The following is a 15,336-nucleotide window of genomic DNA, read 5'->3' on the forward strand; positions in this document are numbered from 1 at the left end:
GTAAACAAATGATCCAGGAATTTTTCAGCGCATCTGCGCAGTCCACGCTGCGTTATCGAATCATTGATGGGGAAGGCCCGTTATTGATCATGATCCACGGCTTAGGCTGCACAGGACTTCTGGACTATTCGCAGGCGGCGTTGATGCCGGCGCTGCAAGGAAGAAAAATCGCGCTGATCGACTTGTTAGGTGCGGGTGAAAGTGAGAAACCGCTGAATTTTGCCTATACCGTTAAAGCCCATGCGCAGGTTGTCAGCGAATTGATTCAGAGCCGGTTTTGTGAACCCATCATTCTATATGGTCACAGTCTGGGCGGTCCCATCGCTTTATGCGCGGCGGAAAACTGCCGTGACCGTGTCCGGGGTTTAATTCTCAGCGAAGCAAACCTGGATCCCAGTCCGTCGGATCAGCCCAGTTATAAAACAGCCCGGTTCAGTGAAACAGAGTTTGTGGAAAATGAATATCCGCGCCTGCTCGATTCGGTGGGAAAACCGCAGGGGATTCCGCCGACCTGGGCGGTTACGCTTAAAACGTGGCTGCCGGAAGCGGTGCACCGGCTTTCCGTCGACGCAGTGCGGGGCGGAACGCCGTCATGGCGGCAGCGTCTTTATGATCTGGATTGTCCGAAGATGTTTTTGTTCGGCGCGAATTCGCTGCCTGATCCCGATATCGAAGAACTGGAACGAAAGGGAATTCCGGTCCGGATTCTTTCCGGCGTGGGGCACAACATGGCCTATGAGGATCCATCGCAGCTGGCTGGGGCGCTGGCTGATTTTATGGCGGCGTGTCTGGCAGCCTTAATAGATAAGGAGGGCAACGGATGAAAACTGTACTTATCGTTGAGGATGATCCGGCAATCAGCGATCTGATCGCGGAGGTATTAACGACTGGTGGAATTCAGCCGATCCGGGCGTATTCGGGAAGCGAGGCGCTGTTGGTTCTGCAGCGCCGCCATCCGGATTTGATTCTGCTGGATTTAATGCTTCCGGGAATTTCGGGCGAAGCTGTGATGGAAAGGGTTCCGGATATTCCGGTGATCATCGTCAGCGCCCGCGGCGAAATCGACGATAAAGTGGATTTGCTTCGCAGCGGAGCGGCCGATTACATCACCAAGCCGTTTGATACACGCGAATTGTTAGCCCGGATTGAAGTCCAGCTGCGGCCGGCAGCGGGACGCCGGAGTCCGGATCTGACCTGCGGTCCGCTGACGCTCAGCCCCCTTTTGCAGCAAGTTTCCGCCGGCGGTCAAACCGTCAAACTGACGCGGACGGAAACCGCGATCCTGAAGCTGCTGATGCGAAATTCAGGGCAGGTGATCACGAAGTCGGAAATGCTCGAGCAGATCAGCGAGGATACGCCTGACGGTATGGAGAATTCATTGAAGGTGCATATCAGCCATCTGCGCGCCAAGCTGCGGAATATCTGTGATCAGGAAATCATCGAATCGGTGTGGGGAATCGGATTTAAGCCCGCACTGAAATCTTAACGAAATCTTATCGTTTTCCTTATCCGGTTTCTTAACTGTTTTCCGCTATCCTAGAAATACAGACAGGAGGCAGAAAGAATGGAAATGATGTTGACAGTTCAGGATCTGACCAAGCGGTACCATGATTTTAAGGCGCTGGATCATTTTTCGATGAACGTTGAAAAAGGGGCGATTTATGGGTTCGTCGGCCGTAACGGCGCAGGAAAAACGACGCTGATCCGCACGATCTGCGGTTTGCAGGCGCCCTCGCAGGGAACCTATACGTTGTTAGGCCGAAAGCACAACGATCCCAAAATTGCGAAGTCCCGGCGGAAAATGGGAGCGGTGATCGAAACTCCGTCGCTGTACCGCGAGCTGAACGCGCGTGAAAATCTTGAGGTGCAGCTGCGCATGCTGGGGTTGGCGGAGTCCGCGGAAACCGACAGACTGCTTGCGTTAGTCGGCTTAAGCGAAGCGGGACGGAAAAGGTAAAGGATTTTTCGCTGGGAATGCGGCAGCGGCTGGCGATGGCGGTGGCTCTGGCAGGGGATCCGGATTTTCTTGTTTTGGATGAGCCGGTCAACGGCCTGGATCCGCAGGGCATCATCGAGGTCCGGGAATTGATTTTAAAGCTGAATCAAAAGCATCAGGTGACGGTCATGATCTCCAGTCACAATCTGGATGAGCTGGCCCGGCTGGCGACCGTTTACGGGTTTATCGACCACGGCCGGATGGTGAAGGAAATCGCGGCGGACGAGTTGGAAAAAACATGCCGGAAGTGCGTGGAGCTGATCGTCGGATCTCCGGAAGCCGCAGTTGAAACGCTGGAATCGACCGGCGCGGACTACCGGGTCACGGCGGCGGACACCGTTGAAATTTACGGTGAAATTGGACTGAGTGATCTGCTTTTGAAACTGGCGCAGAACGGCTGCGCTGTCCTTTCGATGAAAGCACGCGATGAAAGTTTGGAAAGCTACTATCTTTCCTTAGTCGGGGGGCGGTATCATGAGTAGGATGCTCGCTGCCCAGCTGTACCGCCTGCGCCATGATAAAGTGTTTTGGGGCGGTTTGATCTGTATGGTTTTCTACGCTCTGGCTGTTTTGGGGATTGCGGTCAACGGTCAGATCCGTCAGGGTTATCAGGTGGCGCTGGATCAGCTTGTTTTCTATGGCTATGGATTAGACAGCTTCATCCCGGTTGCCGGGCTGGTGCTGTCCGCGGTAATCAGCTTTTTTACCGGCACGGAATACAGCGACGGAACGCTGCGCAACGCTCTGATTGTCGGGCGTACCCGCGCGGAGATTTATCTGAGTCATGTTCTGGTCAGTTTGATAACGGCGCTTACGTATAATCTGGCCTACATCGTCATTGTGATCGTGCTCGGCGGGCCGGTGTTCGGCGGGTTTCATTTGAGCGCGGCGGCGCTGGCGCTGGGGATTTTGACGGGGATGCTTGCGCTGACTGTTTACAGCGCGCTGTTCACTGCGGTCAGCTTGCTTTGTTCCTCGCGTACAGCGTCCGCGATTCTCTGCCTGAGCGGCGTGATGCTGTCGATGTTTCTGTGCACCTATCTGAACATGCAGCTGCAGGAGCCGCCGATGATGGAAGTGCTGGAAATGCGCGACGGTGATTCGGAAGTGAAGGTGATGGAAAATCCCCGCTATCTCAATCCAAGTCAGCGAAAATGGGCGCAAGCGGTGATCGACGTTTTGCCAAGCGGACAGAGTCTGCAGCTGGGCGGCTTGAACAGCGCGCACTGGCCGGGGCTGCCGCCGATCTCCCTGACCTTGATCGTGCTCGTTAACGGCGCGGGCTTGGCCCGATTCCGGCGCAAGGATATTAAATAAAAATATTGAATAGGAAAACGAATCAGAAAGATTCAGGGACAGGAATTACACGCAGTCCGGCAGGCGAAAAGAAGCCTGCCGGTTTTCCAGTTTACAAGAAAGGGGCGAAAAGAATGCTGGAGTGGCTTTGCGGCCTGACCGCGGTTCTGGCTGGGATTACAGTTGGACTGGCGGTCAAGCTGTTTTTGATGAAAAAAAGCCTGCGTGAAATCCGGCAGGGCTTGGATGAACGGCTGAACCAGGAAACGAACACCTTGCTGGACACCGCCAGCCGGGATCGGGATCTTCTCGCGCTGCGGGAAGCGCTGAACGATCAGCTGCGGAGATTGCGGGAACAGCGGCAGCGTTATCAACAAGGCGATCAACAGCTTAAACAGAGCCTTACCCAGATCACGCATGATTTGCGTACGCCGCTGACCGCAATCTGCGGATATTTACAGCTGGCGGAGGCGGAGCCGGCCAGTCCGCGGTTAAAGCAGATCCTTGCGATTTTGTCAGAGCGGGCGCAGACGTTAAAGCAGCTCAGCGAACAGCTGTTTCATTATTCTGTCGCCGTTTGCGATCCGCCCAAGGCTGTCCGCCAGCTTATCGATCTGCGGGCAGCGCTGGAGAAAAATCTCGCCGCCGTGGTCGGTTTCTTTGAGAAGCAAGGCCTTTGTCCACAGGTCACGATGCCGGATGTCCCGGTGCGGCGGACGCTGGATCCCAAGGCGCTGGACCGGATTCTGCAGAATTTACTCGATAACGCTGTGAAATACGGCGGATCAGAACTGACGGTGAAGCTTGATGCCGAAGGCCGGATGGAATGGATTAATTCGGCCGGATCCTTACGCCCCGTTGATGTCGAAAAGCTGTTTGACCGGTACTATACTGTGAATACCGGAAGGCAGGCGACGGGATTGGGATTAACGATTGCTAAAGGACTGGCTGAGCAGCAGGGCGGTACCCTGCAGGGCGAACTGCGCGGGGGACATTTGATCCTGACGCTGTCTTTTCCCCCGGAACGGGGTGAACTGAAATAAACGATCTGGAAAATCATCCGGACAGTTTATGAATAAGTCATAAAGAAAAAAGGCTGTAACGTTTAGGTTTTTACCTTTCACGTTCCAGTCTTTCTCTTTGTTTTCCGACTATAAACCGTTGTAATATTCGACCGCGAACTGAACGGCTTTGATCAGTCCATTGGACGTCAGGGTTGCCCCGGCAACCGCGTCGACGGAATCCAGCGCGTCCTGATTGTCGATCAGCTTTTGAATGAATTCTGAACCTTCCGCAGTTAACAGACCGCCGACGGTGTCGGTTTCCTGGTCGTCGCGGACGGTGATCGCCGTGATTTTCTTCGTGCTGTCGTCGAAGCTGACATGCGTTTCAATTTCTCCGGCATAGCCCTGTGTTACGACTTCTACTTTGGTGACGCCTTCTGCGGTGCTGTGGGTGGTAACGCCTTCAAACAATTCGCCGTGGATCGCCATGTAGACCATCCGCTGGAAATCGCCGACAAATGCGATTGTCGCGCCGGTGATTGTGTCGCGTTCCTCGATCGGTTCGCTCTGCTGGTTGACCGTTTTGAACATTTCATAGACGTCTTCCAGCGTCATGTTGTTAGCCAAGATGTAATCCGCGATCGCGTCGATCTGTTCGCCATAGCTGCGTCCGCCGTTGAAGCCGGCAAAGGAAACGCGCTTTGTGCCTTCAATGAACGCGCCGTCTTTATAGAGATCAAAAATCGCAAGCAGATCTTTCAGCGGCGTGTCTTCTGTCAGCTGGATCTTGGCTTCGTTGGCCAGATATTGATAAATCATCAGCGAATCTTCCATGCTCAGCTGTTCGCCGGTGTAGTTGGTGATCGTCAGATCTTTAAACGTCGAAGCTTCGGTCAGATCCTTGCAGACGGCGGTGATCATGTACTGCCCGAATTTCGTTTCGTATCCATTGATCCCCAGGTTTGTCAGCTCATAGCCATCGCCGACTTTGGTTACGGCTGCGTCGGAGACGTTCATCAGGTAGCCCATGATGTCTTTCTTGGAGTATTCTCCTTCCAGCCCCTTGTTGCGGATGATGTCGAAGTTCAGCTCGGTGATGATGCCGTCAGTCGTTTTGCCTTCAAAGATAAACGTATCGTTCTTCGGCTTGCCGGCCGAGGTGGTGCCGACGATTTCATATTCGGCGGAAAAGCTTTCGACCACAGGAGCGGTAGATTCCTCTGGCGTCGGCGTCGTTGTTGTTTCTTTCGGGGTTGAAGCGCAGGCTGTCAAGCCCAGAGCCATGGCGCAGGCGGCCAGGATGGCGAGTAGTTTTTTCATTTCTTAATCCTCCCTTTGTTTAACTTTTATCATATCTGAAAAATAAAAACAACTTGATAACGAATGAACGAGACGTTCTGAAGCATAAACATAAATTTCTGGTTTGAAAGCTTAAACCCGCGGACAGCGTAAGGCAGGAATCTGGGATTTCCCCTGAACAGAAAGTATCTCTCAAGATAGAAGCGGAGCGTCAGGTTAGAGAAAGGCGAAGATATAAAAAGATCCCGCTCAGGCAGGATCCGGTGAAAAGGGAGGAGGATGCGCGGTTGCGCTCGTTGTTGTGCTGGCCAAAGCATCCGCGGGAGAAATCAGAAAGTTTGAAATTATTCGGTCAGTCGGGTCGGATAGGAAGAAATCGCGCCTTTCTGTTGGATGCTGGCGGCGCAGAAAGCGGCGCTGGCCCGGAGATAGCGGCGCAGCTGTTCTGAGGAACAGGCGGTCAGATCATCGACGTGATCGCGGGCGCATTGATAGAGGAAGGAGCCGATAAAACCATCTCCCGCGCCGGTTGTGTCCAGCGCTTCTACGGATAAGGAAGGTTCGTAAATCTCAGCGCCGCGCGTCAGCGCATAAGCGCCCCGGCTGCCGCAGGTATACAGCACCAGCTGAGTCCGCTCGGTAAACAGGAACGCTTTCACTTCCCGCAGATCAGTCGTCCCCGTGATGAATTCCAGTTCTTCGTCGGAAATCTTGATGATCTCCGCCTGCGGCAGAAATTCCCGTACCGCTTTCCGGCAGGCTTCAGCATTGGGCCACAAGGGCAGGCGGATATTCGGATCGAAGCTGATCAGCGCGCCTTGCTTACTGGCCAGAGCGATCGCCTGACGATGGGCCTGGCGCATTGGAAAATCACCCAGGCTGACGCTGCAGAAATGCAGGAAGCCGCAGTCCTGAAAACCTTCTTCGCGGAGCTGGTCCGGCCGCATCAACATATCCGCGCCGGGTTTGCGATAGAAGCTGAATTCCCGGTTGCCGTCCGCTTGCAGCGCGACGAAGGCCAGCGAGGTGTTGGCTTCGGAAGTCCGTTCGATCATCGCCGTGTCGACACCGTAAGTTTTTAATTCGCTGATGATTTTATCACCGAAGCCGTCCTGACCCAGCTGCGTGATCATCGCACTGGTTCCGCCCAGGCGGGCAAACGCGCCGCAGACGTTGCACGGCGCGCCTCCGACATGCGGCTCAAACGAAGTCACGTCCTGAAGCCGGCCGGTCTGGGCGGGGATGAAGTCGATCAGCGCTTCGCCGATCGCGATGAGTTTTTTCATGCGGAATCCCTGCTTTCTATTTCAATTCGCGGCGCCTGATACAGCGTGAAGTTACAGCTGGCGGCGACGTTGCGGACGGAATCGTCAAAGAAACACCGCGAGGTCAGACTGACTTCGCCGTCATTGATGAAAATTTCAACACTGGAAACGTCGAGATACAATTCCAGCTCGTCCAGTTTGTCCAGCTCGACGTGCCGCCGGGTCCGTCCAGCGCCGCATTGCGAACAATCCAGCGTCAGTAAGCCGTTTTCATAAACAAGTTTCAGACCGTCGATCGTCAAGGTCAGCGCTCCTTGCGGACAAGCTTTTAAAACGAAGGTTTCCGGCGCTTTCGTCTGCTTGACCGCTTCTGTCAGCGCGGGTCCGGGCCGCAGCTCTTCGATCACCCGCTGCTTCAGCCGGCCGTCTTCAAAGCGCAGCTCACGCGGTAAGGTCAGCGCGTGCATCCAGGTTTTTGTCGGAATCGTATAGTCCGTATCCGGCAAGCCCAGCCAGCCGATCAGGATCCGCCGGCCCCGGGGATCCAGAAACGTCTGCGGAGCGTAGAAATCAAAGCCATGATCGAGCGTGCGGTACGTGCGGGCTTCATCGCCATGGAGGATAAAGTAGCCGTTGTCGTAAACATTTTCATAGCGGTAACCCTGGCGCTTTAATCCCTGCGGGCAGCAGAGCAGCACATCGGCCTGATCAAAATGAAGCAGATCCGGGCATTCCCACATATAGCCCATTTTCGTGGCGGAACGCAGCACGGCATCCAGCCGCCATTGTTGTAAATCGCAGCTGCGGTAAAGCAGGGCGCAGCCTTCGTCGTCCAGTGTGCGGGCCCCCAGAACCATTTCATAGCCGTCGGCGGTCGGATTGACCTTCGGATCACGGACATGGCACGAGCAGAAATCAGGATAATCGGCGTTGGTCAGAACGACTTGTTTCTGATCAAAGCGCAGCCCGTCTTGACTGACGGCGTGGATCGTATTGTGCTGACGCCCGGAGCGGATGTAATCATGATCGCCCGGTTCCTTGACGTTGCCGGTGTAGAAGAGGTGCAGCTGTCCGTCCAGCGAAAGCGCGCTGCCGGAATAGGCCCCGTGCGACTCAAAGCGTTCCACCGGCTCCACCGCCAGACCGCAGTCGGTATAATGGCGGAAATCAGTCGTTGTGAAGTGACCCCAGCACTTGCGGCAGCTGCCGGTCAGGCTGTCGGGATCCGCTTGATAATAGATCTGGATTTCCCCGTCATGGACGCACAACCCGTTGGGATCGTTCAGCCATCCCTGCCGGGGCGCCAGATGATAAGTTAAGCGGTAATCGTTCATTGTTTCTCTCCTAAGCTGATGATCGGCTGGGCTTGTGCGACTTCGCCCTCAGCGGTCCAGGAAAATGGCGTCGGTGCGGTGAAGATGCAGCAGATTTCCGTGGAACAGCCGGCGTCTTCGATCTGTTTCAGATTCATGGCTGCCAACGGTTCCCCGGCGCGGACGTTCTGGCCTTCCTGAACGAGAATCGTGAACGGTTCGCCGTTTAAGCTGACGGTGTTGATGCCCATGTGGATCAACATTTCCACGCCGTTCGCATTGATCAGACCGATTGCGTGTTTGGTCGGAAAGATGAATTTCACAGTACCGTTGATCGGTGCGCAGACTTCTCCGCGGGTTGGGAAAACCACGAAGCCGTCGCCCATCAGCTTTTCACTGAATGTCCCGTCAGTGGACTGCTCGATCGGTCTAACCGTACCGGCAGCCGGCGCTAAGAGCGTCTGGTTGTCAACCGCCGGCAGCGCGTTCCGTTTGTCTGTCTGCGCATTTGTTTTCGCGTTTGGATTTTGTTGCTTTTTCGTGAAGACCAGCGTCAAGATGAAGGCCGTGATCATGCTTAACGCCAGACCTATCGCGAAGTGCAGCCAGTCAGCCGGACGGATTGAGATGAAGCCCGGCAGGCCCGCGGCACCCAGCGCGACGGCTAAGACATGGTGGAAAGCGACGTAGGCGGAACCCACGGCGGAGCCGATGATCGCTGCGTAAAACGGGGTTTTCAGCTTCAGGTTGACGCCGAACATCGCCGGTTCGGTGATACCCAGCAGCGCGCTGACGCCGGAAGCTGAGCACAGGCTTTTTAACTTGGCATCTTTGGTTGTCGCCAGAACAGCCAGCACGGCCGCACCCTGCGCGACGTTGTTCATGGAGGCCGTGACGAAGATGAAGCTGCCGCCGGTGACCGCGGCTTCCGCCAACAGCTGTGTTTCAATCGCGATGAAGCTGTGGTGCATGCCGGTTAAGACGATCGGGGCATAGAACAGGCCGAACAGACCGCCGCCGATGAATCCGAGCGAATGATACAGCCACGAGATGCCGTAGGCTAACAGGTTGCCGGCAGTCCGCATGACCGGTCCGACCGCAAGGAAGGTGACAAAGCCGCAGACCAGAATTGAAATTAACGGCGTCGTCAGATTATCCAGCCAGCTCGGCGTGATTTTATGCAGCCGGGTTTCCAGCTTGGCGAGGAAAAACGACATCACCAGAACCGGCAGCACCGTGCCCTGGTAGCCGACCGCTTCGATCGACAGACCGAACAGGTTCCAGGTCGGAACAGCCGCGCCGGTACCGTAGCTGTACGCGTTCATCAGCTCCGGATGAACCATGATCATGCCCAGGACCGCGCCCAGGTAAGGATTGCCGCCGAATTTCTTCGTCGCGCTGAAGCCGATCAGCACCGGCAGAAAGGTAAAGGCGGCGTTGGAAAACAGATTGATCATGCCGGCTAAGTCGGCAAACTGCGGGTATAATTCGATCAACGTTTTCCCGCTGACAAACAAGCCCTCGGCGGTAAAGATATTGTTGATGCCCATCAACAGACCGCCCGCGACGATCGCCGGAATGATCGGCACGAAGATATCGCTGAGCATCTTGATGAAACGGTTGATCACGCTGCCTTCGGCTTCCGCTTTCGGCTGCGGCTGAACAGGCTGGCCGCCAGTCAGCTTTAAGACCTCGTCGCACACCTGATTAACGGTGCCGGAACCGAAGATGATCTGAAATTGTCCCTTCGCGTTGAAGACGCCCTTCACGCCTTCGATCTCGGCGATCGTGTCGGCGTCGATTTTGGATTCGTCCAGGCAGGTTAAACGCAGCCGGGTCGCGCAGTGCATGACGTTGCTCAGGTTTTCCTTGCCGCCGACTGCGGCGACGATCTGAGCGGCGATAGATGGATAATTCATAGTTTCTTCCTCCTTGTGGTACCGTTCCCATATTTAATATAAGACTGTCTGAGTGAAATGTCAACAGAAAATGTGGTACCGTTCCCATGTTTTTTTGAAGTTTCTTTATTTTTGACTGTTATCGCTTGTTTTCGTTTGTTTATCGTTGCTTTCCAATTTCTACTCTCTGCGGTTCATCAAGCAGAAAAAGCGGAGATAAAAAGCGTTATCGTTCGATAACGCTTTCGCCTTCAATCATAGTATAGCCAATCTTAACGGATTCTACCGGATTGCCCGCGATCAGTTCCAGAATCAGCTCAGCGGCGGTGCGGCCTTCCAGCTCATAGTCAAACCGCACCGTGGTTAACGCCGGGGTCAGGACTTCGGAGACATCGTAGCCGCCGAAACCCACTAACGAGACGTCCTGCGGAATCCGCAGCCCTGCGCTGTGCAGTTCCTTAAACGCGGCCATCGCCAGATTATCCGTGGCGCAGATCAAACAATCCGGGCGGTGAGTTTTGAGGTATTCCCGCACAACCTGACGGCTCGTTTCAAAGCTGAAATCCGTTTCCAGAAAATCAATCGAAGAAACGCCGGTTTCCTGTAAGCCGTCCAGAATTCCCTGTTTGCGCGTAATTCCGACGGCTTTGTCCGTTTCGCTGACGCCCAGCAGACAAACCGCTTGATGATGGGTCTGCCCGATCCGCTGTCCGACCTCGCGGCCAGCTTCGTAATCATTCAGCGTGATCGTCACAACGTTCGCCATCTCCTGGGCCAGCACGATTACCGGCAAGCGCAGCTTGTGCAGGATCCGTTCATGTTCCGGCGTGATTTGCGTCGCTAATAAAATAATCCCCTCGACGTTCATCCGGCTGAAGCTTTCGAGGCTGGACAGCTCACGGATTTCGTTATGATTCGTGTTGATCAGCAGCGGTGTATAACCTGATAAGCGCAGCTGTTCGTCCAGCGCCGTCAGCACCCGTGCGCTGGTGCGGGAATCGATCGACGGCGTGATCACGCCGATCTGATAGGAATGGCGGGCTTTCAGCGTCTTCGCAACGGAATTGGGCTGATAGTGATATTCCCGGCAGACCGCTTCAATCCGCAGCCGCGTTTCTTCCTTGACATAACCGCCGTTGAAGTAGCGGGACACCGTGCTCTTGCCCACGCCCGCAAACTCGGCGATTTCCTTCATCGTTATTTTCGTCATTCTGTCGTCTTCCTTTATGCGTTTCATCATAGCATAACCGCCGGCCCGGATTCAAGGCATGCGGTGAAACCTGACAAGGATTGCCGGTCTTCGTTAAGAATCTTATTCTAAGGACAGCCGGCTGAGCGTCGTAGCTTGATTATAAATCTTGAATATAAAGAAGAGGAAACCATAGGAAGAAACACTACCGGAATGAACACCGGAATCAGACTGGCAAACCATGACAGGAGGCTTGTGGAAAGGGCCGGGAAAACAGGATTAAATTGTCTTGAAAAAGAGTAAAAAAGAGCTCGTTCACCAGAGAGTCTTGCTTGACAGTGAAGTTTAAATTGGATATTCTATCGGTGTTAGAAAAAACTAACAAAAGTTTTACATTTGTAACCGATTACAATGGAAAATGATGTTTCCGACCTCTGTTTTTTTATTCTCAAACACGGTAAAATAAAACGGTCTTGTCCCCTGCGACAGGAAAGCTATCAAACCAAGGAATTATAGGAGGATACTATGGAAGACTGCTACAAGGGATTTGTTGAAGGCGTCTGGTCCCGTGAGATCAACGTCCGCGACTTCATCCAGAAGAACTACACCCCGTATGACGGCGACGATTCATTTCTGGCGGGGCCGACGGAAGCCACGCTGAAACTGTGGGATCAGGTCATGGAGCTGAGCCGCCAGGAGCGCGAAGCCGGCGGCGTCCTGGATATGGATACCAAGATCATCTCGACGATCACTTCCCACGGCCCGGGTTATCTGAATAAGGATCTGGAAAAGATCGTCGGCTTCCAGACTGACAAACCATTCAAGCGTTCCCTGCAGCCGTACGGCGGCATCCGCATGGCGCAGAAAGCCTGCTCGGACAACGGCTATGAAGTCGATCCGGAAATTGTTGATTTCTTTACGATTCACCGCAAAACTCACAACGCGGGCGTGTTTGACGCCTATACCCCGGAGATGCGGGCCTGCCGTTCCAGCCATGTCATCACCGGTCTGCCGGATGCTTACGGCCGCGGCCGGATTGTCGGCGACTACCGCCGGATCGCACTGTACGGCGTCGACCGTCTGATCGCAGATAAGCAGCATCAGAAGGATTCGACGCGCGTCATCATGTATTCCAACGTCATCCGTGAACGGGAGGAGCTGTCGGAACAGATCCGCGCGTTACAGGAACTGAAAAAGCTCGGTGAAATCTACGGCTATGATATTTCCCGGCCGGCCAAGGATACCAAGGAAGCGATCCAGTGGCTGTATTTCGGCTATCTGGCGGCCGTTAAGGAACAAAACGGTGCGGCGATGTCGCTGGGCCGGACCTCGACCTTCATTGATATCTACGCTCAGCGCGACCTGGACAACGGCGTTTACACCGAGGAAGAAATCCAGGAATTCATCGATCATTTCATCATGAAGCTGCGGCTGGTCAAGTTTGCCCGTACCCCGGAATACAACGAGCTGTTCTCCGGCGATCCGACCTGGGTCACGGAATCGATCGGCGGCGTCGGCATCGACGGACGGCATCTGGTCACCAAGTCTTCCTTCCGCTACCTCCATACCTTAAAGAATCTGGGCACTGCGCCGGAACCGAACCTGACGGTGCTGTGGTCGACGCGGCTGCCGCAGAACTTCAAGCGGTTCTGCGCCAAGACCTCGATCGAGTCTTCATCGATTCAGTATGAGAACGACGATCTGATGCGCGTTACCCACGGCGACGATTACACGATTGCCTGCTGCGTCTCCTCGATGCGCATCGGCAAGGAAATGCAGTTCTTCGGCGCCCGCGCGAATCTGGCGAAGTGCCTGTTGTACGCGATCAACGGCGGCGTCGATGAAATTTCCGGCAAGCAGGTCGGACCGGAATACCGGCCGATTACTTCGGAGTATCTGGATTACGACGAAGTTATGCACAAATACAAGCAGATGATGAAGTGGCTGGCGCAGGTCTATGTCAACGCGCTGAACATCATCCATTATATGCACGACAAATATTGTTACGAAAAGCTGCAGATGGCGCTGCATGATAAGGACGTTAAGCGCTGGTTCGCCACCGGCATCGCGGGCCTGTCCGTTGTCGCCGATTCACTCTCAGCGATCAAATATGCCAAGGTCAAGGCGATCCGGGATGAACGCGGCATTGTCGTTGATTATGAAGTCGAGGGCGACTTCCCGAAATACGGCAATGACGACGACCGCGTCGATGCGATTGCCAGCGAGATCGTCCATACCTTCATGACCTACATCAAGGGCAACCACACCTACCGCGGCGGTATCCCGACAACCTCAATCTTAACGATCACCTCCAACGTCGTCTATGGCAAGAACACCGGTTCCACGCCGGATGGCCGCAAGAAGGGCGAACCGTTTGCGCCGGGTGCCAATCCGATGCACAAGCGCGACAGCCACGGCGCAGTCGCTTCTCTGGCTTCGGTTTCCAAGCTGCCGTTCGCGGACGCGCAGGACGGTATCTCCAACACCTTCTCCATCATTCCCAACGCGCTGGGTAAGGATATCATCACCAGCGGCGATCTGGAAGTCGAGCTGGAGCTGGATGAAATAGAAAGCAACGAATAAGCAATGAAGCAGGAACAGCTGATCGACGATTTGATCGCGCAGCTGGACCGGTCCTTCGCCGCCGGCGTGGGTCATGTCAACGTCAGCGTCGAGGGATCGGCCGTTCAGCTGGAGAAGATTGATAAAAATGAAGAAAGCCTGGTTAAAGAAGTGGAAACGCTGGGCTGTCTGGATTGTGAAAAACAGAATTTCGCGTGCAAGACCCCGACGTTAATGGAGGGGCTGGACCGGAACGAAGAATAAAGGAGGAAACGAATATGAGTACGATGGATCAACAGATCGACAACCTGGTATCGCTTTTGGACGGTTATGCCGAAAAGGGCGGACATCATCTGAATGTCAACGTTTTCAACCGGGAAACGCTGCTGGACGCTCAGGCGCATCCGGAAAAATATCCGCAGCTGACCGTGCGCGTCAGCGGTTATGCGGTCAACTTCAACAAGCTGACGAAGGCGCAGCAGGATGAAGTCATTTCGCGGACCTTCCACGAACAGATTTAACGGCGTATGAGCGAAGGACGGATTCATTCGCTGGAAAGCTTCGGCACCGTCGACGGGCCGGGCGTCCGGCTGGTTGTGTTTGTCCAGGGCTGTCCGATGCGCTGCCGGTATTGTCATAATCCAGACACCTGGCGGCGTGAGGGCGGTCAGACGATGAGCGTGGCGGAAATTCTTCGGACATACAAACGCAACGAAGCGTTTTACCGCGGCGGCGGAATCACAGTGAGCGGCGGGGAACCGCTGGGTCAGTTAGAATTTGTCACGGAGCTGTTTGCGGCGGCGAAGCAGGCTGGAATTCATACGTGTCTGGATACGTCGGGGATTTTATTTGATCCGTCCCATCCGGAAGCGTTTGATTCTCTGATTAAGGTCACGGATCTGGTGCTGCTGGACATCAAGCAGATCGATCCGGCTCAGCACCGCTGGCTGACCGGACAGGACAATGAGCGGATTCTGGCATTCGCCAGGTATTTGAACTCGAAGCAGGTTCCGGTCTGGATCCGGCACGTCTATGTCAACGCGTCCCTAAACCCGCCTGAGCAGTTATTCGCGCTGGGTGAGTTTTTAGGCACGCTGCACAATGTCAAAGCGGTTGACGTTTTGCCTTATCACACGATGGGCAAGGTCAAGTATGAGCAGCTGGGGCTGGACTATCCGTTGGAAGGAATTCCGCAGGCGACGATGGACCAGGCCCGCCAGGCCCGCTCAACCATTCTTCAAGGCATGCGGAAAGTGCGGCGTGAAGAAAAAGCAGAATGAAATCCGCAGTCAGAGGACTGCGGATTTTTTCTATCTATTAAGAAAGTGCTGCACGGGGGAAAGGGAAAAATAAAAACCCTTTAAAGTTATATTGCTCTAAAGAGTTTTGAAGTGATGGAATTCATTTTTAGGTACGCACTGAAAAGAAAGAGAGGTAAAATTATTTTGTTCAGAAACTTTCTCCAGGACATCCACAGGAAGCATCAGAGAAACAGAACGATACAATAAACTTAA

General features: G+C 54.4%; 14 protein-coding genes and 1 pseudogene. 10 read left to right on the forward strand and 5 right to left on the reverse strand.

What is annotated here, in order from left to right; translation table 11 throughout:
• The first annotated feature begins 8 nt into the window (after positions 1-8).
• From DWY25_RS15350 to DWY25_RS15370, 6 genes and pseudogenes are all read left to right on the forward strand, one after another.
• Positions 9-824, forward strand: coding sequence for an alpha/beta fold hydrolase (locus tag DWY25_RS15350; RefSeq protein WP_117895960.1), 816 nt, complete (start codon positions 9-11; stop codon positions 822-824).
• Positions 821-1,486, forward strand: a complete 666-nt coding sequence (locus DWY25_RS15355; protein ID WP_117895961.1) for a response regulator transcription factor — start codon at positions 821-823, stop codon at positions 1,484-1,486. Before DWY25_RS15350 ends, DWY25_RS15355 begins: the two co-directional genes overlap by 4 nt.
• Before the next feature lie 150 nt (positions 1,487-1,636).
• Positions 1,637-1,989, forward strand: a pseudogene (locus tag DWY25_RS17985) (ATP-binding cassette domain-containing protein); the annotation flags it as partial.
• A 3-nt stretch (positions 1,990-1,992) separates the two neighbouring features.
• Complete coding sequence (locus DWY25_RS17990) at positions 1,993-2,478, forward strand: ABC transporter ATP-binding protein (RefSeq protein ID WP_244925999.1); 486 nt, start codon at positions 1,993-1,995, stop codon at positions 2,476-2,478.
• A complete protein-coding gene (locus DWY25_RS15365; protein ID WP_117895962.1) occupies positions 2,471-3,313 on the forward strand; it encodes an ABC transporter permease in 843 nt (280 codons plus the stop codon). Before DWY25_RS17990 ends, DWY25_RS15365 begins: the two co-directional genes overlap by 8 nt.
• 113 nt (positions 3,314-3,426) lie before the next feature.
• Positions 3,427-4,335: a sensor histidine kinase gene (locus tag DWY25_RS15370; protein WP_117895963.1), complete on the forward strand. Its 909-nt coding sequence runs from the start codon at positions 3,427-3,429 to the stop codon at positions 4,333-4,335.
• Positions 4,336-4,443: 108 nt separating this feature from the next.
• Here DWY25_RS15370 and DWY25_RS15375 read toward each other — a convergent pair whose 3' ends face one another.
• From DWY25_RS15375 to DWY25_RS15395, 5 genes are all read right to left on the reverse strand, one after another.
• Positions 4,444-5,616, reverse strand: coding sequence for an FMN-binding protein (locus tag DWY25_RS15375; RefSeq protein ID WP_117895964.1), 1,173 nt, complete (start codon positions 5,614-5,616; stop codon positions 4,444-4,446).
• 323 nt (positions 5,617-5,939) lie between these two features.
• On the reverse strand, positions 5,940-6,881 hold the full coding sequence (locus DWY25_RS15380) for a carbohydrate kinase family protein (RefSeq protein ID WP_117895965.1): 942 nt from the start codon (positions 6,879-6,881) through the stop codon (positions 5,940-5,942).
• Positions 6,878-8,194 carry a glycoside hydrolase family 32 protein gene (locus tag DWY25_RS15385; RefSeq protein ID WP_117895966.1) on the reverse strand — a complete coding sequence of 439 codons (1,317 nt, stop codon included), beginning with the start codon at positions 8,192-8,194 and terminating at the stop codon, positions 6,878-6,880. Before DWY25_RS15385 ends, DWY25_RS15380 begins: the two co-directional genes overlap by 4 nt.
• Positions 8,191-10,092, reverse strand: coding sequence for a sucrose-specific PTS transporter subunit IIBC (locus DWY25_RS15390; protein WP_117895967.1), 1,902 nt, complete (start codon positions 10,090-10,092; stop codon positions 8,191-8,193). Before DWY25_RS15390 ends, DWY25_RS15385 begins: the two co-directional genes overlap by 4 nt.
• A gap of 205 nt (positions 10,093-10,297) precedes the next feature.
• Positions 10,298-11,281 carry a LacI family DNA-binding transcriptional regulator gene (locus DWY25_RS15395; RefSeq protein WP_244925995.1) on the reverse strand — a complete coding sequence of 328 codons (984 nt, stop codon included), beginning with the start codon at positions 11,279-11,281 and terminating at the stop codon, positions 10,298-10,300.
• 504 nt (positions 11,282-11,785) lie between these two features.
• On the opposite strand from DWY25_RS15395, the gene pflB reads away from it, so the two are divergent.
• Genes pflB through pflA form a run of 4 tightly spaced genes read left to right on the forward strand, consistent with a single transcriptional unit; the run spans position 11,786 to position 15,102 of the window.
• A complete protein-coding gene (gene pflB / locus DWY25_RS15400) occupies positions 11,786-13,843 on the forward strand; it encodes a formate C-acetyltransferase (protein WP_006061093.1) in 2,058 nt (685 codons plus the stop codon).
• Positions 13,844-13,846: 3 nt separating this feature from the next.
• On the forward strand, positions 13,847-14,086 hold the full coding sequence (locus tag DWY25_RS15405) for a hypothetical protein (RefSeq protein WP_117895969.1): 240 nt from the start codon (positions 13,847-13,849) through the stop codon (positions 14,084-14,086).
• A gap of 14 nt (positions 14,087-14,100) precedes the next feature.
• Positions 14,101-14,343, forward strand: coding sequence for an autonomous glycyl radical cofactor GrcA3 (gene grcA3, locus DWY25_RS15410; RefSeq protein ID WP_006061091.1), 243 nt, complete (start codon positions 14,101-14,103; stop codon positions 14,341-14,343).
• 6 nt (positions 14,344-14,349) lie between these two features.
• Positions 14,350-15,102, forward strand: coding sequence for a pyruvate formate-lyase-activating protein (gene pflA / locus DWY25_RS15415; protein ID WP_117895970.1), 753 nt, complete (start codon positions 14,350-14,352; stop codon positions 15,100-15,102).
• The last annotated feature ends 234 nt before the right edge of the window (positions 15,103-15,336 follow it).

Origin of the sequence: Holdemania filiformis, from assembly GCF_003459085.1 — a bacterium.
In the GTDB taxonomy this organism is placed as follows: domain Bacteria; phylum Bacillota_I; class Bacilli_A; order Erysipelotrichales; family Erysipelotrichaceae; genus Holdemania; species Holdemania filiformis.

Bases quoted from the DNA above. Each gene is read 5' to 3' on its own strand.
- DWY25_RS15350 (WP_117895960.1), top strand. From the start codon at position 9: ATGATCCAGGAATTTTTCAGCGCATCTGCGCAGTCCACGCTGCGTTAT.
- DWY25_RS15355 (WP_117895961.1), top strand. From the start codon at position 821: ATGAAAACTGTACTTATCGTTGAGGATGATCCGGCAATCAGCGATCTG.
- DWY25_RS17990 (WP_244925999.1), top strand. From the start codon at position 1,993: ATGGCGGTGGCTCTGGCAGGGGATCCGGATTTTCTTGTTTTGGATGAG.
- DWY25_RS15365 (WP_117895962.1), top strand. From the start codon at position 2,471: ATGAGTAGGATGCTCGCTGCCCAGCTGTACCGCCTGCGCCATGATAAA.
- DWY25_RS15370 (WP_117895963.1), top strand. From the start codon at position 3,427: ATGCTGGAGTGGCTTTGCGGCCTGACCGCGGTTCTGGCTGGGATTACA.
- DWY25_RS15375 (WP_117895964.1), bottom strand. From the start codon at position 5,616: ATGAAAAAACTACTCGCCATCCTGGCCGCCTGCGCCATGGCTCTGGGC.
- DWY25_RS15380 (WP_117895965.1), bottom strand. From the start codon at position 6,881: ATGAAAAAACTCATCGCGATCGGCGAAGCGCTGATCGACTTCATCCCC.
- DWY25_RS15385 (WP_117895966.1), bottom strand. From the start codon at position 8,194: ATGAACGATTACCGCTTAACTTATCATCTGGCGCCCCGGCAGGGATGG.
- DWY25_RS15390 (WP_117895967.1), bottom strand. From the start codon at position 10,092: ATGAATTATCCATCTATCGCCGCTCAGATCGTCGCCGCAGTCGGCGGC.
- DWY25_RS15395 (WP_244925995.1), bottom strand. From the start codon at position 11,281: ATGACGAAAATAACGATGAAGGAAATCGCCGAGTTTGCGGGCGTGGGC.
- pflB (WP_006061093.1), top strand. From the start codon at position 11,786: ATGGAAGACTGCTACAAGGGATTTGTTGAAGGCGTCTGGTCCCGTGAG.
- DWY25_RS15405 (WP_117895969.1), top strand. From the start codon at position 13,847: ATGAAGCAGGAACAGCTGATCGACGATTTGATCGCGCAGCTGGACCGG.
- grcA3 (WP_006061091.1), top strand. From the start codon at position 14,101: ATGAGTACGATGGATCAACAGATCGACAACCTGGTATCGCTTTTGGAC.
- pflA (WP_117895970.1), top strand. From the start codon at position 14,350: ATGAGCGAAGGACGGATTCATTCGCTGGAAAGCTTCGGCACCGTCGAC.